This window comes from Streptomyces sp. NPDC087422 (assembly GCF_044744145.1).
Taxonomy (GTDB): Bacteria; Actinomycetota; Actinomycetes; order Streptomycetales; family Streptomycetaceae; genus Actinacidiphila.
The window spans coordinates 122,662-143,635 of record NZ_JBIUXT010000014.1 but is presented as its reverse complement, the minus strand read 5'-3'; the positions used below and the strand labels follow the sequence as shown (position 1 = coordinate 143,635).

Genomic DNA, 20,974 nt, shown 5'->3' with positions numbered 1-20,974 from the left:
GGGGGGCTTCTGTGGAACTGAACGACGGTGGCGTACGCCGCCGCGGCCGTGGCGCGCTGTTCGGCGCCGTGGCCGGACTGGTCGCCGTGGCGGCCGTGACAGCGGGCGCGGTCGTCGCCCTCGGCTCCTCCTCCGGCCACGCCGACGCGTCCGTCGCCCCGCCCGCCAGGCCCTCCGCCGCGGCAGCGGCCCCGACGACCGGCGCGGCCACGCCCTCTTCGGCAGCCCCCACGGCCGCCGCGCGCGTCCCGGGCCGGGTCTCGCACGGCGTCCACACCGGTGACCTGCGCTTCTTCCTGCTCCCCGCGCCCTCGGACGCCGATGTCTACGGCGACCCGGACGGCTCGCCGTACACCGCCGACGACATCGCGGGCAGCGCCTCCGATCCGTCCGACGCCCGAGCGGCCCTGAAGACGTACGGCTTCCGCACCGGTGCCTACCGCACGTACCTCACCGGGGACGGGGCCTTCGAGGTCAGCGCCCGGCTGATCCGTTTCGGCAGCGCGGAACAGACCGCCGCGTACGACGCGCAGCACTCGTACCAGGGTGCCCGGATTCCGCTGACCACCGCCTATCCGGCCCGCGCCTACAACCTCCAGTCCTCCTCGGCCGAGAGCACCAGCGCCGTGGTCGCCGTCGCCCACCAGGGCGACGTCCACATCACGATCACCCTGACCGGCGGCAAGGCACCGTCCGCCGCGCTGGTCCAGCGCCTGCTCGACGCCCAGTTCCAGCGGCTGAAGACCGGTCGCTGACCTCGGGTCCAGCCGCGCGACCTTCTCCTTCCGAACCATCTCGTGGAGATCCCCTTGTCCCTGTCCGAAGACACCCCTGCCCAGGAGCGGGGCCCCGAGCCGGAGCCCGAGCCGGAGCCCGAGGCGCCGCCCACGCCGGACTTCCCACCCGCGCCGCCCGCGTCGGACTTCCCGCCCACGCCGCCGCACCCGCCGCGCCCGCGCGGGCGCACGACGCTGCTGATCACCGCCGCGCTGGTGCTCGGCGTGCTGGCCGGGGGAGGCGTGGGCTACAAGATCCAGCACGACCGTGAGCCGACGCCGCTGCCCCCGCTGACCGGCCCCGCGCTGGCGCAGCCGAAGGGGACGGGCCCGGACGTCCCGGCCCTCCCCGTCGCCCAGGACCGGAACGCGGTCTACGACGGCGACCTGCTGAAACTGCTCGTGCCGACACCGAAGACGAAGGGCACGAAGGAGCTGGAACGCGGCTGGCAGTCGCTGGTCGAATACGCCGACGGCTACGGCCGCCCCGACATCGCCTTCACCCGGCTGGCCCAGAACGACTTCCGCCGGGTGGCGGGCGCCGGCTGGACGGACGCCCGCCACGACTTCTCCCATGTGGAAGTCGTGCAGTTCCGTGACGAGGCGACCCTGTACACCGGCAGGCACCTCACCGAGCAGGTGGGAGCCGCGGGCACCAACCCGCACTTCGCCCACAACGCGCCCGTGCCCGGCACCGCCGACGGCCAGGCGTGGGGCTCGGGAATGCCGTACGAGAGCGACGGCTATCTGCCCCAGTACCGGGGCATCGGATTCGCCCGCGTCGGCAACCTCTTCGTCGAGGTCGTCCTGGACTCGGAGCACCCGGTCAAGGTCAAGGCCGTCCTGTCCCTCATCAAGCGGCAACTGGAGCGGCTGTGACCGACGAGCCCGAGAACGTACCGCCGTCCGTCTCCGCCGCCCCCTTCGGGCCCCCGGCGGTACCCCCGCCCGCTCCCGCTCCGGCACCCGTGCCCGCTCCCGTACGGTCGCGGCGCGGGCCCGCGCTGATCGCCGTCGGCGCCCTGGTGGCCGTCGCGGCGGGCGGGGGGATCGGCTACGCGGTGCTGAAGCAGCGCGACGACGGCACGTCGGCCAAGCCCGCCGTGGCCACGCCCTGGACGCCGCCCGCGCCGACCGCCACCGAGGAGTTCGGCGCGAAGTCCGGCGGCAGCCACTACGGCAGCCTGAGTGAGCTGCTGCTGCCGATGCCCGCCGGTTACGGGCCGGGGCCGGACGTCGAGGGCTTCGGCAACGACGTGGAACTGAACGCGACGAAGGCCGCCGACCTGGTCAAGGGCGACCTCGGCGGGCTGACGAAGAAGCAGCGCGCGAAGACGGAGAAGGCTCTCGCGCAGCTGCACATCGAGGGCGCGGGCATGCGGACGTACCGGTCGATCGAGAATCTGATCGTCGAGATCGAGATCGTCCAGATGAAGAACAAAACGGCGGCGCACGCCCAGACCGACTACTTCACCGAGTTCACCAAGGCGCTGGGCGTCTTCCGCAACGGGCCCACGATCGACGGCCACCCCGGCGCGACGTGCGTGCTGCCGCCGACCGAGCCCGGCGAAAAACTCGACGAGATGCTCTGCCAGGCCACCGAGGGCGACCTCATGGTCACGGTCACCGCCTCCGGCGTCGTCCCGCTCCAGAAGAACGAGGCCGCCAAACTCCTCGCCCAGCAACTCGACCGCATCAAGGACCCGGGAGAGGCCGTCTGATGCCCGACAATTCGCCTGCGGCTCAGCCCGCCACCCCCCTCGCGCCGCAGCCGCCGTCTCAGCCGGAGCGGCTTTCCGAGTCCCGGCCGGAGTCCCGGGGGCCCGGCGACGCGCCGGCCGTCGAGCCGCATCTCCTTCCCGTGGCCCGCCGCCCGAGGCGGCGGCTGCGGGCGCTGGCGCGGTGGACGGCCGCCGTTCTGGTCTTCGCGGCGTTCGGCGGGGCGACGGCGTACGCGGTGACGCAGCCGGAGCGGACGAAGGTGCCGGGGCTCAAGACGCCGGACGACGGCCGGTGGACGTTTCCGCCGCTGGCGCTGCCGAAGCTGCCCGCGGGCAAGCCGGGCGCGCTGGACACGGGCGCCAACCCCTCGGGCCGCCACTACGCCGACCTCAGGTCACTGCTGCTGCCGCTGCCCGAAGGCGCCGTCGAGGACACCATGCTGCCCGGCGTCAAGGGCTGGGTGCCCGCCGAGGACTACGTCGGGCGGTTCGACGTCGGCGACCGCGCCGCCGCCGGGACCACGCTCACGGCACAGGGCCTGCGGCACATCGCGGGCCGCGCCTGGTCCATGCCGGACGGCACCCGTACGCAGATCTACCTCGTGCAGTTCGTCAGCACCGCCTACGCCGGTGACTACGCCACCAGCGCCGAGTACACGACGCTGACCGGCGTCGACAGCAAGGAGGGCGACAACTCCGTGGAGTCGGACTCCCTGCCCGTCCCCGTCACCGTCTCCGCGTACGCCCAGACCCCGCCGTACGACGACACGGCGACGCGGTACGCCTTCGTCCACGCCGGGGACACGCTGGCGCTGGTCGTGCAGTCGACCGGCCGGCAGGCGGGCGTCAAGCGGGGCACACCCGCGGTGCCGTTCCGCCAGACCGTACGGCTCCAGGCGCAGCTGCTCGGCTGAGCGCCTGAGCGGCGGGGCGGCGGGGCGGCGGGGCGGGGCGCTGGGGCGCACGTCACGCGGCCTGGCCGCGCCTTCGGACGGGCGGCGCACTAGACTCGTGCGCGGCCCGTCCGCATGATCCGTCCGAGGAGCACGTCCCGTGCAAATTGAGTATGTCTACGACGCCCTGCTCGTGCTCGTCTGCCTGGGCGTCGCGCTCTTCGCGTTCTACGCGGTGAAGAAGCTCTACCAGGGCCAGCGCTGACATGATCGAGATCCCGTCCGACCTGCACCCCGACCTCGTACCGCTGGTGTTCCTGCTCGGCCGGTGGGAGGGCGCGGGCGTCCACGACTTCCCGGGCTCCGAGAAGTGCAACTTCGGGCAGGAGGTCGTCTTCACGCACGACGGCCGCCCGTTCCTGGAGTACACCTCGCACTCGTGGGTGCTGGACGAGGCGGGCAAGAAGGTCAGGCCGCTGGAGAGCGAGAGCGGCTTCTGGCGGATCGACAAGGACCGCAAGGTCGACGTCACCACCACGCGTGACGAGGGCGTCGTGGAGATCTGGACCGGCGAGCTGGCCGACGGCAAGCCGCAGATCGACCTGGTCACGGACGCCGTGGCACGGCTCGCGGGCGCGCCCGACTACAGCGGCGGCAAGCGGCTGTACGGGTACGTGAACAGCGACCTGATGTGGGTCGGCGAGAAGGCCACCCCCGCGGTGCCGCTGCGCGCGTACATGTCGGCGCACCTGAAGAAGGTCGTGGACCCGCGGGAGTGGGCCGCCGACCTGAAGGACCTGCCGGACGACGGCATCGCCTTCTTCAAGTAGGCCGGGCTTCACGGAGGCGGAGCCGGCCGTACGCCCCGGCATCGCGCGTACGCCCCGGCCTCGCGCGTACGCCCCGGCATCGCGCGTACGCCCGGGTCCGCGCCCCGCGTACGCCGGGGAAGCCAGGGCGCCTTTCCGGGACGGTCGGCTTTCCGGGACGGTCCTACACTGGCCGTGTGGTGACCATCGACTGGAAGACCGATCTGCGGCAGCGCGGCTACCGGCTCACGCCCCAGCGCCAGCTCGTGCTGGAGGCCGTGGACGTACTGGAGCACGCGACGCCCGACGACATCCTGTGCGAGGTCCGCAAGACCGCCTCGGGGATCAACATCTCCACCGTCTACCGGACCCTTGAGCTGCTGGAAGAGCTGGACCTGGTCAGCCACGCCCACCTCGGCCACGGCGCCCCCACGTACCACCTCGCCGACCGGCACGACCACATGCACCTGGTCTGCCGCGACTGCGACTCCGTCACGGAGGTGCCGGTCGCGCTGGCCGAGCCACTGAAGGACGGGCTGCGCGCGGAGCTGGGCTTCGAGACGGACATGAAGCACTTCGCCATATTCGGCCGCTGCCGGGACTGCGCGGACAGGCGTTCGGACGCGGAGTCGTAGCACCGGCGCGGAGTCGTAGTCTTGACGGCATGACTGACGGCGTGAACATGACGGACGGCGCGACCACCGGCGTGAAGAAGAGTCCTTTGCTGTCGCTGCCCGGCGCTGTCCTCGCCGAGGGCCCCGACGAGGGAGTGGCCGCGCACTACGGCGACCTCTTCCGCGAGCAGCGCGCCCTCGCGGACGGCACCGGCTTCGTGGACCAGTCGCACCGCGGTGTGGTGACGGTGTCCGGCGACGACCGGCTGTCCTGGCTGCACCTGCTGCTCACCCAGCACGTCGAGAAACTTCCCCCCCGGCAGGCGACCGAGGCGCTGGTCCTGTCGGCGAACGGCCACATCGAGCACGCCCTCTACCTGGTGGACGACGGCACCACGACCTGGATGCACGTCGAGCCCGGCACGCAGGGCGCGCTGCTCGCCTACCTGGAGAGCATGAAGTTCTTCTACCGCGTCGAGACCGCGGACGCCACGGACGCTTACGCGGTGGTGTACCTGCCCGCCGGTTCGATCACGGCGGTGCCGTCGGAGTGGGCCGTGCGGGAGACCGCGTACGGCCGGGACGTCTTCGTGCCGCGCGCCGAGCTGGAGTCCTTCGCCGCGAAGGCCGCGCCGCCGATCGGCGCGCTGGCCCTGGAGGCGCTGCGCATCGAGGCGCACCGGCCGCGGCTGGGCCTGGAGACCGACCATCGTACGATCCCGCACGAGCTGGGCTGGCTGGAGACCGCGGTGCACCTCCAGAAGGGCTGCTACCGCGGACAGGAGACGGTCGCCCGCGTTCAGAACCTCGGCCGCCCGCCGCGCCGTCTGGTCTTTCTGCACCTGGACGGCAGCGAGGTGCGGCTGCCGGGCCACGGCGCCCCGGTCCGGCTCGCCTCGGACGGCGAGGACGGCCGCGCGATCGGCTTCGTCACGTCCTCGGCCCGGCACTGGGAGCTGGGGCCGATCGCACTGGCCCTGGTGAAGCGGAACACGCCGGAGGACGCGGTGCTGATGGCGGAGCAGACGGCGGCGTCGCAGGAGACGGTCGTGGCGCCGTAGGTCCGTTGGCGCGTATGGCTTTTCGGGGCGCGGGTGCGGTGAGGCCGCTGTCGGGGGCGCGGGCTCCGTAAGCCCCTGTCGCCTGCCTTCGCCTGACCTGCCCCGCCTCGCCTGCCTCCGCCTCACATGTCGATGACCACTGTGAACGGGCCGTCGTTCGTCAGCGAGACCTTCATGTCCGCGCCGAACCGGCCCGTCTCGACGGTCGCGCCGAGCGCCCTGAGCTGGGCGACGACCTCGTCGACCAGAGGCTCGGCGAGGTCGCCGGGCGCCGCGGCGTTCCAGGTGGGGCGGCGACCCTTCCGGGCGTCACCGTAAAGCGTGAACTGGCTGATGACGAGCAGCGGGCCGCCGATGTCGGAACAGGACCGCTCGTCGGGCAGGATCCGCAGCGTCCACAACTTGCGGGCCAGCGCCGCGGCCTTCTCCTTCGTGTCGTCGTGCGTCACGCCGACCAGGACGCACAGGCCGGGCCCCGCAATGGCACCGACGCTCTCCCCGCCGACCACGACTTCCGCTTCGCTCACCCGCTGGGCCACCGCTCGCATGCGCCCATTGTGGCCTGCCGCGCCCGCACGCCACCCACACGGGTGAGGGGGAGCGCGGGGAGGGGAACGTACGCCCGGTCGGCGGCTTCGCACAACAGTTGCGACGGCCGTTCGGGTGCAGAGTCGCTGCGGGGTGACAGGGGCAGGTGGCAGCATCGGAAGGGTGGCGGCGCAGGCGCCGCCACGGAGGGGACAACAGGCATGACCACTTCCGGCGCTGGAGAGACTTCCGGCACTGCCGTACCGACGGCGCCCACCACGAAGGGCCACCGCATGCTGAAGGCCGACGGATCTGGTCCGCTGGGTTCACGGGGTCCGCTGCGCACGCCCGCGCCGCGCAACCCGCTCGCCGACCTGCCCGCGCCCGACCTCGGCGCGCTCGACCTGGGCGCGCTGCGCGCCCTGCGCAGGGACGCGCAGCAGGAGGAGGCCGACCTGTCGTATCTGCGGCGGATGCTGCACGGCAGGATCGACATCCTCCAGGCCGAGCAGGCCAGGCGCAGCGGGCGGGACGCGCGCGGTACGGCCGCAGGGCAGGGCCCCGACGCGCCGAGTACGTCGCCCGTGCTCGACCGGCTCTCGGAGATCCTGACCGACGGGCCTTCGCGGGTCCGTTCCTCCGCCCGCCACGTCACGCTCGGCACCCCGCTGACCGAGCGGGTGCGGCAGCTCGCCGAGGACATGCTCGCCGAGGTGGAGCTGTCCGACCTCGACGCCCGCACCGACCCGGAGCTGGACGCGGCGATGGGCCGCCTGGTCCGCAACGAGCAGCAGGTCTCACGCCGCCGCCAGGCCCTCCAGCAGACGGTGGACGGGTGCAGCGCGGAGATCACCCGGCGGTACCGGGAGGGCGAGGCGAAGGTGGACGACCTGCTGTCGGACGGGTGAGGGCGGTGCCGTCGGACGCGGTGGGGCGGCCCGGCGCGGTTCGGCGCGCGGTGGCGGCGGGTCGGCGCGGGGTGAGGGCGGTTCGGTGCGCGGTGGCGGCGGGTGGGCGCGGGGTGACGGCGGGTCGGCGCGCCCGGCGGCTCCCCGGCCGAAATTCGGGTGCGGACGGCCGGGGGCGTCCGTAGCGTGCGCGTATGACCTCGAGCCCTGAGATCCGCACGCTGGCCGAATCCGACGTCGCCGACTGGGTGCGGGCCAAGCTCGCCGGCTTCCATCTCGCGCCCTCGGTGAGCGCGGCGGAGGTCGAGGCCCGCAGGGCCGCGTTCGACCTGAGCCGTACGCAGGGCGCTTTCGACCAGGGCCGCTGTGTGGCGACCTTCCGCAGCATGCCGCGTCAGCTCACCGTGCCCGGCGGCGCGGCCGTCGCGGCCTCCGCCGTCACGAACGTGTCCGTGACCGGCACGCACCGCCGCCGCGGCCTGGCCAGCCGGATGATGGCGGCCGACCTGGCCGCCGCCAAGGAGCGCGGCGAGCCGGTGTCGATCCTGGTCGCGGCCGAATATCCGATCTACGGACGGTACGGCTTCGGCGCGGCGACCTGGGTGACGGACTGGGAGATCGACGTGCCGCGCGCGGGCCTCGACCGGCGCTGGGCGGGTCCGACGGACGGCGGCCGGGTGGACCTCGTGACCGTCGAGGACGTACGCAAGGTCGGCCCCGCGCTGCACGAGCGGGTCCGCGCGGTGACGCCCGGCGCGATCAACCGCACCCCCTACTGGTGGGAAGTCAACACCGGACAGCGGCCGTTGGACTCCCAGCCGTGGACCGAGCCCTTCTTCGTCGTCTACCGCGACGCCGACGGCCGGGTCGACGGCCTGGCCGCGTACGCCGCCAAGGAAGAGCACTGGCCGGGCAAGTTCCCCAAGGTCGAGCTGAGCGTGCACGGGCTGATCGCCGCCTCCCCGGCCGCCGAGACCGCGCTGTGGCGCTTCCTGCTCGCGCTGGACTGGGTGACGCTGCTGAAGTCCGGCCACCGCGCGCCCGACGACCTCCTGCCGCTGCTCCTCGGCGACCCGCGCGCCGCCCGCACCGAGACCTACGCCGACTTCATGTGGCTGCGGATGCTCGACGTGCCCGCCGCCCTGTCCGCCCGCACCTACGCGGGCGGCCCCGCCGCCCTCGTGCTCGACGTCCACGACCCCGCGGGCCTGGCCGGCGGCCGTTTCCTCCTGGAGACCTCGCCCTCGGGCGCCGCCTCCTGCACCCCCACCTCGGCCTCCGCCGACCTCTCCCTGTCCGTCGCCGACCTCGGCTGCCTCTACCTCGGCGACGAGTCCCCGGTCCGCCTCGCCGCCCTCGGCCGTGTCTCCGAACACCGAACGGGTGCGGCCAGGACAGCCGACGCCCTGTTCCGCACCCCACGCCGGCCCTGGTGCCCCGACGTCTTCTGATCCCCGCGCTGACCCGTTACCCGTTACCCGCTTACCCGGTTGCCCGCTTTTCCGCGGCCCGTCACTGCGCCAGCAGCAGCGCTATCGCGGTGATTCCTATGCAGGTGAACGTGGTGTTCCGCATCTTGTGACCGAGTCCCACCAGCCCGACGGCGATGGCCCCTGCCGCGCCGTACCGCCACTGGATGATCTCTTCGAAGGCATATGCGCACAAACTGAGAGCGAGCATGACCGATCCCTCCTTCGCGACTCCGCGCTTTTGCAGAAGGCGGGTGGCTGCGATGTCCCGCACGCCATCGGACGGGAAGTTGGCGACCCCCGATGAGGCTGGATCATTCAACTTCCCTACCCGAATGAGAAGTTGAGAGAGGCTGCCTCTATCAAGGGTGTGCCCAGTTGGCCGAGATCGATAAACTCGGGTCAGGTAAGCACCGTTGTTCCGCCGGAAGTTGTAACGTCGTCTTGTGGACGAGGAAGACGCCGGAACCAACGGTTCCCGACCCCCATACCGCTACATCGCGGACGTACTCCGCGGTGAGATCGTCGACGGTCGCTACCCGGTCGGCGGACGCATACCTTCTCAGGCGGAGTTGGAAGAGCGCTTCAACGTCTCCCGTCCCACGATCCAGCGTGCGCTGGGCGTACTCCGCGACGACGGCTACATCGACAATCAGCGCGGACGCCCGTCCGAGGTGCTGCGCTGGGAGGAAGACCGCCCGGATTTGCAGACTCGGCTCCAGGAGCCGGGACGTGCTTCCAAGGCCCTCCGGCCGCACATCGACGAGGCGTTCACGCACCAGCACGTCACCATCGACGCCTACTCGCTCACCACGGAAACCCTCAGCCGCGCGCTGGTCGTACCCCTGACGCGGGTTCAGGACGGCGACCTCAAGCCCGAGTCGATCCGCCTCCGCCTCATGATGCCCAGCCTGTCCGCGCAGTTGGCGATTCCCCGGCTGGTCGCCGACGCCTCCGACGAGCGCCCGCTGTGGCGGCTACGACAACTCGTCCGCGCCCATGTCCTCACCGTGCGCGCCGCTTTCGCGGCCCTGGCCGAATTCCAGCCCGACGTCGAGCAGTCGGTCGAGGTGCGGACCGTACCGATCACCCCGATGCACAAGCTCTACCTCATCAACGGGCGGACCGCGCTGTTCGGCCACTATCAAGTGATCGACCGCGAGGTCGAGTTCGGCCAGCGGGGCAAGGGCAACATCTACGACGTCCTCGGCATCACCGCGACGCTCTTCTCGTTCGGCCTGAACACCGACAAGCCCAAGGAGCGGGACTCGCAGTTCGTCACCGAGTCCCAGGAGTGGTTTGACTCACTCTGGTCAACGATCGCCGAGCCGCTGACACTCCTTGAGTGACTCCTACGTACTTCGAATCACCTGAGAGCAGCCCGTTCGCCCTGCTCGACGCGGCGGAATGCCTGTTGCTCGACTTCGACGGACCGGTCTGCGAACTGTTCGCGAGGCATCCGGCCAGCCTGATAGCGGAAGAGATGCGCCGGTACCTCGACCGGCACGGGATACGTCCCCCGAATCCGGCGACGGCGCGCAGCAAGGACCCGCACGCCATGCTCGGCGAGCCCTGGCCGCCCGGAGTGGCCGCCGAACTCGAGCGGATACTCGCGCACGGCGAGGAGTCGGCCGTACCGTTCGCGCGCGAGACAGAGGGCGCCGACGAATTCGTACGGGCCGTGGCGCTCAGTGGCCGACTGCTCGCCATCACCACCAACAACTCGCCCCAGGCCGTCGAGACGTATCTGAAGAGCCATTCGCTGGAGAGCGTCTTCGGGTCGCGGATCTACGGCCGTGACCAGTACGACCCGGCCAGGATGAAGCCGGACCCCGACTGCCTGCTGCGGGCCATGACGGCGCTGAAGGTACGGCCGGAGCAGTGCCTGATGATCGGTGACTCGCCGCGGGACGCGGAGGCGGCGCGGGCGGCGCGGGTAAGTTTCCTCGGTTACGCGCGGTCCAGGAGCCGGGTGGCGCGGCTCCAGGAGATCGAGCCCCATCCGGTGGTCGTCGGGATGCGTGACCTCGTCGTCGCCGCGAGCGCGTTGAGTCGTCGCCCGAACGGGTGAGGCGTCGCGGTCCGTAACCGGGTCTTAACGGCTCTCCGATGGCGGGGGCTGCCGCTACCCACTAATGTTCGTGCCAAACACTGGCCGCCCTTCGGCGGTCTCGTGAGTGCGCGAGCGCGTGGGAGCGATGCTTTGGGCGTCCTGACGACCGGCCGGGAGCAGAGCCTTGCTGCCGCTTGGGACACGGTCCGGCAGGATGCCACGCGCTTCGGTGAGCGGCTGACAGGTCATCACAACAGCAACTACGTCATCGATCTGGCGCCCGGCATGGCGGAGCGTCTGCGCTTCGAGGCGCACACCCCGGTCAAGGTGCGGGTGCCGCTGGACGGTTCGCTGAAGGTCGTGGAGCGGGTCTGGCCCGACGAGGGCGAGATCCTGAACGCCTTGCAGCGCACGGCGGTTGTGGAGAACACCCCCCGGCACTACGTGGGACTCGGCGGATTCTCCGTCCACGAGTACGTGCCAGGGCAGGCGCTGGCGGAGGTCTGCGCGCCGGGCAAGCCGGTGGATCCCTTCGTCGTGGACGCCATCGTCGGTCAGATGGCGGGGTTCACCCGGGTGTCGGCGGCCGATCTGCCCCCGCTGCCCGCCGGTTGGGCCGCGGACGGCGACTCCAACGCCTTCCTCAGAGCCCGCGCGGACTTCGCCGAGCACGATGTGCGCGCCGCCAACTGGGCCGACTTCGCACCGCTCTTCGCCGCGCTGGAAGTCCCGGCGAACGCGTTGCGCTGGTTCCGCGACCGGATGCCGCCGCTGCGCCGACGGCCCTTCGCGCTGCTCCACGGCGATCTGCACCGGCACAATCTCATCGTCCGCGCCGACGGCGGCCTCACCGTCGTGGACTGGGAACTCGCCATGTGGGGCGACCCGTTGCACGACCTGGCCATCCACCTGGTGCGGATGCGGTACCCGGCCGACCAGCGGCCCGAGGTCATCGAGCGCTGGCGGCGTGCGGTGCTCCGCGTACACCCGGAGGCCGCCGCCGGGCTCGAACGGGACCTGCCGGTGTACACCGCCTACGAACGGGCCCAGTCGCTGTTCGCCGACACCATGCGCGTGGCGCTCGCGCTCGACGCGCATCCGGGTCCTGGCATGGTCGGGGCCGGGGTGAGCCGGGTGCGGGCGGCGCTGCACCTGGCCGCGGTGCCGCTGCGGCTGCGCCGGGTGGCCACGCGTACGGAGGTCGAGCGGGCGCTGGTGGACTGGGTGCGCAAGCGGCAGCGCGACGGCGTCCGCGTCCCGCCGCTGCGCGCTGACATCGCCGAGGCCGCGTAGGCCGCGTATGCCCGCAGGCCCCGTGAGCCGCGTATCCCCGTAGGCCGTGTGCGCCGCTGGCGTCGCTGAGGCCGCGTCAGCGGTTCCGCGGCTCCCGCGCCGAAGGGTTCTGGAGGCCCAGGGTCATCCAGTTGTCGGGGTCGGTGAGGGGAGTGAAGCCGACTTTGGCGTAGACGGCGTGGGCGTCGGCGGTGGCGAGGACGACGCGGCGCAGGCCGTAGGGGGTGAGGTGGTCGCGGATGGCGGTGACGAGGGTGGTGCCCAGGCCCTGGCCGCGGGTGGCGGGGTCGACGTAGACGTCGCAGAGGTAGGCGAAGGTCGCGAGGTCGGTGACGACGCGGGCGTAGGCGTGCTGGGCGCCGGTGGCGGGGTGGTAGGCGCCGAAGTTGAGGGAGCCGTCGATGGCGGCCTGCTGGGTGGCGAGGGTGCGGCCCAGGGCCCAGTAGGCGTCGGTGGAGAGCCAGTCGTGGATACGGGGGACGTCGAGGCGGGCCGGGTCCGCGGAGATCTCGTACATGCGCGGGAGAGTAGCGCTGCTTAACGGTTCCGTGCACGACAATTAACTGGACCTTCGCCATGGGCTCGGGTCAGACTCGCGGACATGATCCTCGTACCGCTGGTCACGCCGTTCGACACACAGGGCCGGGTCGCCGTGGGCGCCCTCGAAGGGCTCGCGCACGAGGTGCTGCGGGACGGCGCGGCCGGGCTCGTGGCGCTCGGCACGACCGCGGAGGCCGCCGCCCTCGACCCCGGCGAACGCGCCGAGGTGACGGCGGTCGTCGGCCGGGTCTGCCGCGAGCACGGCGCGCGCTTCGTGCTCGGCGCGGCCGGCGGCGCCACGGCGGCGGCCGTACGGGAGCTGGGGGCGCTCGCCGGGGCGCCGGTGGTGCCGGACGCCGTACTGGCCACGGTGCCGTCCTTCTCCCGGCCGGGCGAAGCCGGGGTCCTCGCCCACTTCGCGGCGCTGGCCGCGGCCGGTCCCGTACCGCTGATCGTCTACCACGTGCCGTACCGCACCGGGCAGCCGCTGACCGCCCGCACCCTGCGCGAGCTGGCCGCGCTGCCGGGCGTGGCCGGTGTGAAGTACGCCACCGGCGGCATCGACGCCGAGACCGTCGACCTGCTCGGCGACCACCCGGACGGCTTCGAGATCCTCGCGGGCGACGACGTCTTCGCGCCCGCCCTGTTCGCCCTCGGCGCCCCCGGCGGCATCCTCGCCTCCGCGCACCTGGCCACCGCCCGCTGGGCCGGGCTGGCGAAGGCCGCGGCCACGGGGGACGCCAAGGGGGACACGGCCCTCGGCCACCGCCTCGCCGCCCTGGCCGCCGCCCTCTTCCGCGCGCCGAACCCGACCGTCATCAAGGCCGTGCTGCACGCGGAGGGCCGCATCCCGACCCCCGACGTACGGCTGCCGCTGCTGCCCCCGCCGCCCGCCGTCGTGGACGACGCCCTGACCAGGCTGCGTCTCGTCCCCTGAAATGCCCCGCCGCCCCGCTCCCGCCTCGGGGGATACTCGACCGGGCGGGCACGCAGCCGTACGGAACGGCACGCAGCCGTACGGAACGGCACACATCGATCGGAGAGAGCCGGATGAGGATCGGAATCGTCGGAGCGACCGGACAGGTCGGCTCGGTCATGCGCAAGGTGCTGGCCGAGCGCGCGTTCCCGGTGACGGAGCTGCGGCTGTTCGCCTCCGCCCGATCCGCCGGGAGCACCCTGCCGTGGGCCGACGGCGAGATCACCGTCGAGGACGCGTCCACCGCCGACTACAGCGGCCTGGACATCGTGCTGTTCTCCGCGGGCGGCGCCACCTCCCGCGCCCTCGCCGAGAAGGTCGCCGCCCAGGGCGCGGTCGTCATCGACAACTCCTCCGCCTGGCGGCGCGACCCCGACGTCCCCCTGGTCGTCTCCGAGGTCAACCCGCACGCCATCGCCCACCGCCCCAAGGGCATCATCGCCAACCCGAACTGCACCACCATGGCCGCGATGCCGGTGCTGCGCCCGCTGCACGCCGAGGCGGGGCTGACCGCCCTGGTCGCCACCACCTACCAGGCCGTCTCCGGCTCCGGCCTGTCCGGCGTCGCCGAGCTGCACGGCCAGGCGACCAAGGTCGTCGAATCCGCCGACCAGCTCACCTTCGACGGCGACGCCGTCGCCTTCCCCGAGCCCGCCGTCTACGCCCGGCCCATCGCCTTCAACGTCGTCCCCCTCGCGGGCAACCTCGTCGACGACGGCAGCTTCGAGACCGACGAGGAGCAGAAGCTGCGCAACGAGTCGCGCAAGATCCTCGAGATCCCCGAGCTCAAGGTCTCCGGCACCTGCGTACGCGTCCCCGTCTTCTCCGGCCACTCCCTCCAGCTCAACGCCCGCTTCTCCCGGCCGCTCGGCGTCGCCCGTGCCTATGACCTTCTGCGGTCCGCACCCGGCGTCGAGCTCTCCGAGATTCCCACGCCGCTTCAGGCCGCCGGGCGCGATCCGTCGTACGTCGGCCGCATCCGCCTCGACGAGACCGTCGAGAACGGGCTCGCGCTTTTCGTCTCGAACGACAACCTTCGCAAGGGGGCCGCTTTGAACGCCGTTCAGGTGGCCGAGCTCGTCGCCGCCGAGCTTGCCGCTACCGCGGCGCTCTAGACCCCCTCGGGCGTACGCCCCCAGCGCCCTGAAAGCACCGCCCTGCGCGAGGGCGGTGGGGTGGGGGCGCGCCCCGGAGGGGGGTCAGGTCTCGTTGAGGAGGCGGAAGGCGGCGAGAACTGTTTCCGACTGAAGGTCAACTTGGTCGGGGACCGGCACCCACGTCAACTCATGACCGGCGGCCAACTCGGCCGCCCAGCGGGCGTGCTGGGCGGAACAGACGCCGTGGAGGGTGCGCGCGGCGGAGCCGCCGCGGCCGTCGAGGAGGCGGAGCATGATCCCGGTGGCGCGCAGGGAGATGCGGCGGGCGGCGATGTCGAGGGCGTTGAGGTGCGCGAGGGTGAGGGGGACGGGGGAGGGGTGGAGCCCGTCCCAGTCGTCGGCGACGCTGCGCATGATGGCGGGCATGCCGCCCGTGATGCGCAGGAGGGGGCGGGTGGCCGGGGAGCCGGGGTCGGGGACCAGCGGCCGTACGGCGTCGAGCAGGGCGTGGGTACGGTCGGCGTGGCGGCGCAGAAGCGCGGCGAGAGCCGCGAGCGCGCGGGCCGGGTCCGGGTGCGCCGTGGTGTCGGCGACATCGCGGCTGGCCCACATCGGGACCTCGAAGAGCGCGGTCATCCCGCCGTAGCGGTGCGGGCGGATCCAGGTCGAGCGGTTGACGTCCTCGGGCAGGTTCTCGAACTGGGCGCGCTGGCCAGGCGCGGGCATCAGATAGACGCCGGGCCCCGACACCGTCCAGTACAGGGCGTCGTACGTGCCGGTCTGCACGGGCACGTCCCGCTCGGCGGAGAGCTTGCCGAGAGGCTCGGCCAACCCCGGTATGTCACGCGTGAGTTGGACCCAGCTGCCGCCGAGGTCGTTGCCGTGCAGCGAGCACTGCAACTCCGGCCGCAGCTCGTCGATGAGGCTCACCAGCGCCTGGGACTCGGGGAGTTGGTCGTCCGGCGGCCGGATCGACGGCGCCCACTCCGGCTGTTCGTCGGCGGGCGGACGGTAGGCGTGCCGGAAGTGCTCGGCGGGCGTGCGCCGCACCGGCGGCCCGGCCTCGCTGCGTACGGTCCCGTCCGGGTCGAGACAGAGCAGGAAGTGCCAGGAGGCGCCCGCCCCGGAGTGCAGGCGGCTGTCGGCGGCGACCCGGTGCGCCAGCCGCAGCGCGGTCGCGGGCCCGACGCGCTCGTCGGAGTGCGGGCCCGCGACGACCAGGATGTGCCGCCGGCCACGCCCGACGGTCAGCAGATGCAGCGGACGCCCCTGCCGGGACCGGCCGACCACCCGCAGGGTGCTCAGCACGGGCCGCGAGTACGCGAACGCGGAGGCCGCCGCTGCGACCTCCGCGACGCTGGGATAGGCGTCGGCGTCCGACGTCACGTGCCGTTGGAGTTGCTGTCGCCGGTGGTCTCTTCCTTGTCCAGCCGTCGGATGACGAGAGTGGTGTTCGCCACGGTGACTCCTCTCTGTCCAAGCAGGGTGCAGCGCTGAGGAGTTGAACGGTTTGGCCCCTGAATCCCCCACTGATTCCCCCGCACCTTGCCAAGGCTCCGGCGGCCCGGCGACAGTGTCAAGGTCCGTACGTACTCATGCGTACGGGCGGAGCACGAGGGGGTCGGCTGATGACGGCACCACCGCACACCGAACCGCACACCGATGACTCCGAGGCGCTGCTCAGGCCGCGGATCAAACCCGAACACCAGGCCTATCGCACCGCCGACGGCAACGTCAGGATCGGCAGTGTGATCTACGGGATCGGCGCCGAGATCGAGGACCCTGACGGCTGGATCTGGACCCTTACCGAGGCGATGGACGGCACACGCACCGCGGCGCAGATCGCCGCCGAAGTCGCCGCCGCGCACCCCCGCTTACTCCTGCCCGCCGCCACGATCGGCTCCGCGATGGCGGACTTACGGGAGGCGGGTTTCGTGGACGACGCGGCGGCGCCGCTGCCCGCGGGGCTCGTCGACCGCGACCGCGTACGGCACGCCCGCGGTGTCGCGCTGCTGCGCTGGATGGACCTCAGCTCACGGGCCAGCCCGTGGAACGCCCAACTGCGCCTGGCGGGCGCCCGCGTGCTGGTCCTCGGCGTCGGCGGTACGGGCGGCATGGCAGCGCAGGCGCTGGTCGCCTCCGGCGTGGGTCACGTCCACACCGTCGACCCCGACGTCGTGGAACTGTCCAACCTCAACCGGCAGACGCTCTACCGCGAGGCCGACATCGGGCGGCCGAAAGCCGACGCGGCGGTGGCCGCGCTGCGCGCCCTCAACTCCGATGTCACCGTCACCGGTGAACGGCGGGAGATCCGCGGCCCCGACGCCCTCGCCGCGCTCCTCGCCCCGGACGGCGGCGGCCGGTCACCGTACGATCTGCTGGTCCTCGGCGCCGACCGGCCGCCGGAGATCCGCCGTTGGGCCAACCGCGTCTGCATCGCCCTCAATCTGCCCTGGGTGGAAGGCGGTTACCGCGGCCCGCTGGTCACCGCGGGCGTCCACGTACCCGGCGACGGGCCCTGCTGGGAGTGCCAGCGCGCGGGCGAGGACGCACGGCGCGACCTGCGGCTGCGCCCCGGCCAGAGCGAGGACGCCGCCTCGCCCCGCATGCCGTGGAATCCGGCGAGCGCCGTCACCGCCGGTCTGTCCGGCACGCTCGTCGCCCACGCCGCCATCGCCCTGCTCACCGGCGTCCCGCGGATGCGCCCCGGCTTCCGCTACGGCATCAACCTCATGGCGCTCGGCGACCCCGTACTCCAACGCCACCCGCGCCGCCCCGACTGCCCGGCCTGCGGCCCGCTCGACCACCCCACGTAAGGGCCCAAGGCCCCAGCGGCGGGTGGTGACCTGCGGAAGCGTCGTGCCCGGGCCCGCCCAACTGACCGGCTCGCCGCCCGGACGAAAGGCGGTGCGCCCCGTCAGGGGCGCGAGGAACCGCGCGAGCAACCCACCACCGGCGGGTGGCCCGGACACCACCGGGCTGCCCCCCGGGGGCGGGTGGTGACGTACGGGAGCGTGGCGGTCGGGCGCGCGGTTCCTCGGCCTTCGACCGGGGTCCTTGAGGGGGCGGGTCACCGCGTTGACGTGAGGTCGACGGTTGCCAGGACGGTCCTGGCCTGGAGTTCGGCCTGGTCGCCGACCGGCACCCAGTGGGCGTCGGTCGCGGCCAACAGGTCACGGGCGCCGGAGTCGATCCGGCGCTCCAGCCGGCCGCGCAGGCGGCCGTGGTCGCCGCCAGGGTCGCCCTCGCCGCCGCGCTCCTCGTCGAGCAGCCGCAGCAGCATCCCGGAGGCGCGCAGCGGCATACGGCGGGCGGCGATGTCGAGGGCGGCGACGTGGGCCATGGTCAGGGGGACGGGGGAGGCGTCGGCGAGCGTCTCGTAGTCGTCGGCGAGGCCGGAGAAGGCGCCGACGGCCTGCTCGACACCGCGCAGCAGCGGGCTGTGCGCGGCCTGCGGGGAGAGCAGGCGCCAGGCGCGGTCCAGCGCCGACGCGGTGGCGGCGCCGTCCTTGCGCAGCCGGGCGGCGAGGGAGGCGACGGCCTGGGCGGGGCCGGGGTGCGCGTCCTGGTCGGCCACGCGCCGGGTGGCCCACATCGGGACCTCGACCACGGCGGTCAGCCCGCCGTGCCGGTGCGGGCGGGCCCAGGTGGAGCCCGCCGCGTTCTCCGGCTCGTCGGTGAACCGCCCGGGCGTGCCCGCGGGGGGCCGCACGAAGACGCCGGGCCCCGACCCGGTCCAGTGCAGCGCGTCGTAGGCGCCGGTCTGCACCGGGATCTCCAGTTCGGCCGCGTATTTGCCGAACGGCTCGGCCAGGCCCGGCACATCGGCGGTCAGCCGCACCCAACCGCCGCCGACGTCGGTGCCGTGCAGCGTGCACTGGAGGAACGGCTTCAGCTCGTCAATCGCCGCCAACAGGGCCATCGTCTCGGGGAGTTCGTCACCCGGCGCGCGGAAGGCCCCGGCCCGCTCGGGCTGATCGGCCGGCGCCGGGCGGTAGGTGTGCCGGTAGTGGACGGCGGGCGGCCGTGGCCCGGCCGGACCCGTCTCGTTGAGCACGGTGCCGTCGGGGTCGAGGCAGAGCAGGAAGTCCCAGGTCAGATCCGCGTCGGCCTGCCGCTGCCGGTCGGCGACCGCGTGCTCGGCCAGCCACAGCGCGCTCGCCCCGCCCGTCTGCTCGTCCGGGTGCGCTCCGGCCACCACCAGCACGTGCCGGCTGCCGTGTCCCACCGACAGCAGCCACAGGGGCCGCCCGGCCCGCGACTCCCCGGCCAGCCGCATCCGGCACAGGTCGGGATGCCGCCGGGTCAGTACGCGGGCCGCCGCCGCGACACCTGACACGGTCGGATACGCGTCTGGCCCGCGCATGACGGCTCCTCCTCGTCCCACATCCACGACCACGGCGGCGTCCACTCGCCGTGCCCACCCCCACCGCGCTCCGAACCGGCGCGCCGCGTATCGCACATCGCGCGCCACCGGCGGAGTAGCGGAGTTCGGGTGCCGTGGGCGCGCCACCCAAGGCTGTGCGGGCCGCCCCCGGGTGTCAAGAGCGCCCCGTGGCCCCCGAGTCGGCGCGCGACCGCCCGATGTCGGGCCCCCGGTAGAGGCGTTCGGGGATGGTGGCCAGCGCCGATTCCCGCAGTCGCGGGCCGAGCCCGTAGAAGTGCTGGAAACTCATCACCAGGGGCCGCCACATGTCCGGATCGATCCGGTCCCGCGTGCCCGCCGCCCGTACCTTGTCGTGCACCAGCACGCGCGTGATCCGTACCTCGAACACCACGATCCCGCCGCGCTGTTGAGGGTCGTCCTCGGCCAGCGGGTGGGTGGCCTCGACCACCGCCTCCAGCGCCACAGGGCACTCGGCGACGCGCGGCGCCGCGACCGTCTCCGACGCCACCGGGGTCAGCCCGGCCAGCTCGAACTTGCCGCCCTCGTAACGGTATCCGCGCCGCGCCTTCCCCTCGGGCACCGGATCGCGGCCGGTGGTCAGCGCCAGCCGGTCCACGGCCGCCGCCATCGAGTCCTCGGGCAGATTCAGTACGCACGCGCCGTCGCGCAGCAGATTGCGCGCCGTCTGCGACCGGGCCCCGAGCCCCAGCATCGCCCGCCACCCCAGCCAGAACACCGACGACATCGGCGCGAGATTCGCCGACCCGTCCTCGTTCACGGTGGAGAGCAGCACGACGGGCGTGCCGAAGTAGAGGATTCCGGGCTCGATGCGTGAGTGGACGGCGGGTGCGGTCGCCGCGGTGATCTCTGAGGTCATACGGCCAGTGTTGTGCGCGGGGCCGCCGGTCGCTGGCGGGTATCGGACGTCGCGTACGGGGACAGTAAGGCCCGGTACGGGGGCCCGTACGCCCCGGTACGGGGGCGTCGGCGGTCAGGAACCGGGCCGCTCGCGGGGGCCGTAGCGGGCGTGCGGCGCGCCCGTGGCCAGCGCCCAGTAGCGGTCGCCGTAGGACCAGTGCCACCACTCGGTGGGGTAGTTGACCAGGCCCGCGGCGGTGAGCGCGGCGGACAGCGTACGGCGGTTGGCGCGGGCCTCGGCCGACAGCCCCGGCGCGTCGGTGTAGCAGGCGCCCGCGCTCTCCTCGGGGTTGGCGTTCACGCGGGTGCCCATGTCCAGTTCGCGGCCGTCCGCGACGAGGGTGAGGTCGACGGCCGCGCCCGCGCTGTGCGGCGCGATCTCCGGCGGGGACACGTAACGGCTGGCGGCCTCCCTGATCCGCGCGGGCGTCCACTCCGGCCGTGCGGCGCGCAGCTGCGCCGAGTACCCCTCGAAATAGGCGCGTTGGAGGGACGGCGGCCGGTAGCCCTCCACGAACAGCAGGCCGACGCCGTCGGGCAGCAGCGTGCGCGCGTGCGCGAGCCGGGTCAGGACGCCCTCGCGCAGGTGGGCGAAGCTGCCGTCGTCGTCCTGGCGGCGCGGGTCGACGGCGCCGAGCGGTCCGTCCGTACCGGGGCCACCGCCTCGTCCGCCGCCGCCTCGTCCGCCGCCCCGCACGTCGCTCCGCACGTCGAGCAGCGGCTCGTCGCAGTCCTCGACGGGGATGGCCGCGATGCGCGGGTCCGACATCAGCACGATTTCGCTCATGGTCCGATCATCGCCTGCCGCCCGCCCAAGTGCCGCGCCCGGCCCCGCCCCGCGCCCGGCCCCGCCACCGCCCCGGCTGCGCGGCCTTCGCTAGCCTGCGCGGGTCAGGGACAGAGCCGGGCGCGGGGCGTCGTCGAACGGGGC

22 protein-coding genes are annotated in these 20,974 nt (G+C 73.0%); 15 read left to right on the top strand and 7 right to left on the bottom strand.

Translation table 11 applies throughout. From position 1 onward, the window contains the following. The first annotated feature begins 11 nt into the window (after window positions 1-11). The 7 genes from ACIO6U_RS32230 (at window position 12) to ACIO6U_RS32200 (ending at window position 5,874) form a co-directional block, all read left to right on the top strand. Window positions 12-755, top strand: coding sequence for a hypothetical protein (locus tag ACIO6U_RS32230; protein ID WP_401724485.1), 744 nt, complete (start codon window positions 12-14; stop codon window positions 753-755). Between the two features lie 54 nt (window positions 756-809). Further along, window positions 810-1,655, top strand: coding sequence for a hypothetical protein (locus tag ACIO6U_RS32225; RefSeq protein WP_401724482.1), 846 nt, complete (start codon window positions 810-812; stop codon window positions 1,653-1,655). Further along, window positions 1,652-2,497, top strand: coding sequence for a hypothetical protein (locus ACIO6U_RS32220; RefSeq protein WP_401724479.1), 846 nt, complete (start codon window positions 1,652-1,654; stop codon window positions 2,495-2,497). The genes ACIO6U_RS32225 and ACIO6U_RS32220 overlap by 4 nt, the downstream gene beginning before the upstream one ends. Continuing rightward, a complete protein-coding gene (locus ACIO6U_RS32215) occupies window positions 2,497-3,411 on the top strand; it encodes a hypothetical protein (protein ID WP_401724476.1) in 915 nt (304 codons plus the stop codon). The genes ACIO6U_RS32220 and ACIO6U_RS32215 overlap by 1 nt, the downstream gene beginning before the upstream one ends. 245 nt (window positions 3,412-3,656) lie before the next feature. Beyond that, window positions 3,657-4,220 carry an FABP family protein gene (locus tag ACIO6U_RS32210; RefSeq protein ID WP_355341934.1) on the top strand — a complete coding sequence of 188 codons (564 nt, stop codon included), beginning with the start codon at window positions 3,657-3,659 and terminating at the stop codon, window positions 4,218-4,220. Between the two features lie 176 nt (window positions 4,221-4,396). After that, complete coding sequence (locus tag ACIO6U_RS32205; protein WP_355341937.1) at window positions 4,397-4,834, top strand: Fur family transcriptional regulator; 438 nt, start codon at window positions 4,397-4,399, stop codon at window positions 4,832-4,834. Window positions 4,835-4,863: 29 nt separating this feature from the next. After that, on the top strand, window positions 4,864-5,874 hold the full coding sequence (locus ACIO6U_RS32200) for a folate-binding protein (RefSeq protein WP_355341940.1): 1,011 nt from the start codon (window positions 4,864-4,866) through the stop codon (window positions 5,872-5,874). Between the two features lie 122 nt (window positions 5,875-5,996). Here the strand turns inward: ACIO6U_RS32200 and dtd are convergent, their stop codons facing one another. Beyond that, on the bottom strand, window positions 5,997-6,422 hold the full coding sequence (gene dtd / locus ACIO6U_RS32195; protein WP_401724472.1) for a D-aminoacyl-tRNA deacylase: 426 nt from the start codon (window positions 6,420-6,422) through the stop codon (window positions 5,997-5,999). A 201-nt stretch (window positions 6,423-6,623) separates the two neighbouring features. On the opposite strand from dtd, the gene ACIO6U_RS32190 reads away from it, so the two are divergent. Beyond that, on the top strand, window positions 6,624-7,310 hold the full coding sequence (locus tag ACIO6U_RS32190; protein ID WP_391049725.1) for an ABC transporter substrate-binding protein: 687 nt from the start codon (window positions 6,624-6,626) through the stop codon (window positions 7,308-7,310). 194 nt (window positions 7,311-7,504) lie between these two features. After that, complete coding sequence (locus ACIO6U_RS32185; RefSeq protein WP_355341946.1) at window positions 7,505-8,761, top strand: GNAT family N-acetyltransferase; 1,257 nt, start codon at window positions 7,505-7,507, stop codon at window positions 8,759-8,761. Window positions 8,762-8,822: 61 nt separating this feature from the next. Here ACIO6U_RS32185 and ACIO6U_RS32180 read toward each other — a convergent pair whose 3' ends face one another. Continuing rightward, on the bottom strand, window positions 8,823-8,990 hold the full coding sequence (locus tag ACIO6U_RS32180; RefSeq protein WP_355341949.1) for a hypothetical protein: 168 nt from the start codon (window positions 8,988-8,990) through the stop codon (window positions 8,823-8,825). A gap of 235 nt (window positions 8,991-9,225) precedes the next feature. Here ACIO6U_RS32180 and ACIO6U_RS32175 point away from each other — a divergent pair, with 235 nt between their 5' ends. The 3 genes from ACIO6U_RS32175 to ACIO6U_RS32165 all read left to right on the top strand — a co-directional run bounded on the left by ACIO6U_RS32175 (window position 9,226) and on the right by ACIO6U_RS32165 (window position 12,125). Then, entirely contained in the window at window positions 9,226-10,128 is a 903-nt protein-coding gene (locus ACIO6U_RS32175) for a GntR family transcriptional regulator (protein ID WP_401724467.1), read from the top strand. Further along, on the top strand, window positions 10,125-10,850 hold the full coding sequence (locus tag ACIO6U_RS32170) for an HAD family hydrolase (protein ID WP_401724465.1): 726 nt from the start codon (window positions 10,125-10,127) through the stop codon (window positions 10,848-10,850). The genes ACIO6U_RS32175 and ACIO6U_RS32170 overlap by 4 nt, the downstream gene beginning before the upstream one ends. Before the next feature lie 132 nt (window positions 10,851-10,982). Next, a complete protein-coding gene (locus tag ACIO6U_RS32165; protein ID WP_391164038.1) occupies window positions 10,983-12,125 on the top strand; it encodes a phosphotransferase in 1,143 nt (380 codons plus the stop codon). Window positions 12,126-12,201: 76 nt separating this feature from the next. On the opposite strand, the gene ACIO6U_RS32160 is transcribed toward ACIO6U_RS32165, so the two are convergent. Next, window positions 12,202-12,642, bottom strand: coding sequence for a GNAT family N-acetyltransferase (locus ACIO6U_RS32160; RefSeq protein ID WP_355341960.1), 441 nt, complete (start codon window positions 12,640-12,642; stop codon window positions 12,202-12,204). A gap of 84 nt (window positions 12,643-12,726) precedes the next feature. Here ACIO6U_RS32160 and ACIO6U_RS32155 point away from each other — a divergent pair, with 84 nt between their 5' ends. Beyond that, complete coding sequence (locus ACIO6U_RS32155; RefSeq protein ID WP_401724461.1) at window positions 12,727-13,602, top strand: dihydrodipicolinate synthase family protein; 876 nt, start codon at window positions 12,727-12,729, stop codon at window positions 13,600-13,602. A gap of 113 nt (window positions 13,603-13,715) precedes the next feature. Next, the gene (locus tag ACIO6U_RS32150; RefSeq protein WP_355341966.1) at window positions 13,716-14,756 is read left to right on the top strand and encodes an aspartate-semialdehyde dehydrogenase; all 1,041 of its coding nucleotides are present in this window, start codon (window positions 13,716-13,718) and stop codon (window positions 14,754-14,756) included. 84 nt (window positions 14,757-14,840) lie between these two features. Here ACIO6U_RS32150 and ACIO6U_RS32145 read toward each other — a convergent pair whose 3' ends face one another. Next, window positions 14,841-16,124, bottom strand: a complete 1,284-nt coding sequence (locus ACIO6U_RS32145; RefSeq protein ID WP_355341969.1) for a M14 family zinc carboxypeptidase — start codon at window positions 16,122-16,124, stop codon at window positions 14,841-14,843. Between the two features lie 305 nt (window positions 16,125-16,429). On the opposite strand from ACIO6U_RS32145, the gene ACIO6U_RS32140 reads away from it, so the two are divergent. Beyond that, entirely contained in the window at window positions 16,430-17,554 is a 1,125-nt protein-coding gene (locus tag ACIO6U_RS32140) for a ThiF family adenylyltransferase (RefSeq protein ID WP_391128542.1), read from the top strand. Between the two features lie 254 nt (window positions 17,555-17,808). Here ACIO6U_RS32140 and ACIO6U_RS32135 read toward each other — a convergent pair whose 3' ends face one another. The 3 genes from ACIO6U_RS32135 to ACIO6U_RS32125 form a co-directional block, all read right to left on the bottom strand. Then, entirely contained in the window at window positions 17,809-19,104 is a 1,296-nt protein-coding gene (locus ACIO6U_RS32135) for a M14 family zinc carboxypeptidase (protein ID WP_401313746.1), read from the bottom strand. Window positions 19,105-19,279: 175 nt separating this feature from the next. Then, window positions 19,280-20,002: a flavin reductase family protein gene (locus ACIO6U_RS32130; RefSeq protein ID WP_355341975.1), complete on the bottom strand. Its 723-nt coding sequence runs from the start codon at window positions 20,000-20,002 to the stop codon at window positions 19,280-19,282. A gap of 114 nt (window positions 20,003-20,116) precedes the next feature. Beyond that, complete coding sequence (locus tag ACIO6U_RS32125) at window positions 20,117-20,830, bottom strand: M15 family metallopeptidase (RefSeq protein ID WP_401724457.1); 714 nt, start codon at window positions 20,828-20,830, stop codon at window positions 20,117-20,119. Window positions 20,831-20,974: the final 144 nt, after the last annotated feature.

Excerpts from the sequence above, each read along its gene's own strand:
- ACIO6U_RS32155 (WP_401724461.1), top strand. The coding sequence starts at position 12,727 with ATGATCCTCGTACCGCTGGTCACGCCGTTCGACACACAGGGCCGGGTC.
- ACIO6U_RS32150 (WP_355341966.1), top strand. The coding sequence starts at position 13,716 with ATGAGGATCGGAATCGTCGGAGCGACCGGACAGGTCGGCTCGGTCATG.
- ACIO6U_RS32130 (WP_355341975.1), bottom strand. The coding sequence starts at position 20,002 with ATGACCTCAGAGATCACCGCGGCGACCGCACCCGCCGTCCACTCACGC.
- ACIO6U_RS32215 (WP_401724476.1), top strand. The coding sequence starts at position 2,497 with ATGCCCGACAATTCGCCTGCGGCTCAGCCCGCCACCCCCCTCGCGCCG.
- ACIO6U_RS32210 (WP_355341934.1), top strand. The coding sequence starts at position 3,657 with ATGATCGAGATCCCGTCCGACCTGCACCCCGACCTCGTACCGCTGGTG.
- ACIO6U_RS32200 (WP_355341940.1), top strand. The coding sequence starts at position 4,864 with ATGACTGACGGCGTGAACATGACGGACGGCGCGACCACCGGCGTGAAG.
- ACIO6U_RS32190 (WP_391049725.1), top strand. The coding sequence starts at position 6,624 with ATGACCACTTCCGGCGCTGGAGAGACTTCCGGCACTGCCGTACCGACG.
- ACIO6U_RS32180 (WP_355341949.1), bottom strand. The coding sequence starts at position 8,990 with ATGCTCGCTCTCAGTTTGTGCGCATATGCCTTCGAAGAGATCATCCAG.
- ACIO6U_RS32160 (WP_355341960.1), bottom strand. The coding sequence starts at position 12,642 with ATGTACGAGATCTCCGCGGACCCGGCCCGCCTCGACGTCCCCCGTATC.
- ACIO6U_RS32185 (WP_355341946.1), top strand. The coding sequence starts at position 7,505 with ATGACCTCGAGCCCTGAGATCCGCACGCTGGCCGAATCCGACGTCGCC.
- dtd (WP_401724472.1), bottom strand. The coding sequence starts at position 6,422 with ATGCGAGCGGTGGCCCAGCGGGTGAGCGAAGCGGAAGTCGTGGTCGGC.
- ACIO6U_RS32125 (WP_401724457.1), bottom strand. The coding sequence starts at position 20,830 with ATGAGCGAAATCGTGCTGATGTCGGACCCGCGCATCGCGGCCATCCCC.
- ACIO6U_RS32135 (WP_401313746.1), bottom strand. The coding sequence starts at position 19,104 with ATGCGCGGGCCAGACGCGTATCCGACCGTGTCAGGTGTCGCGGCGGCG.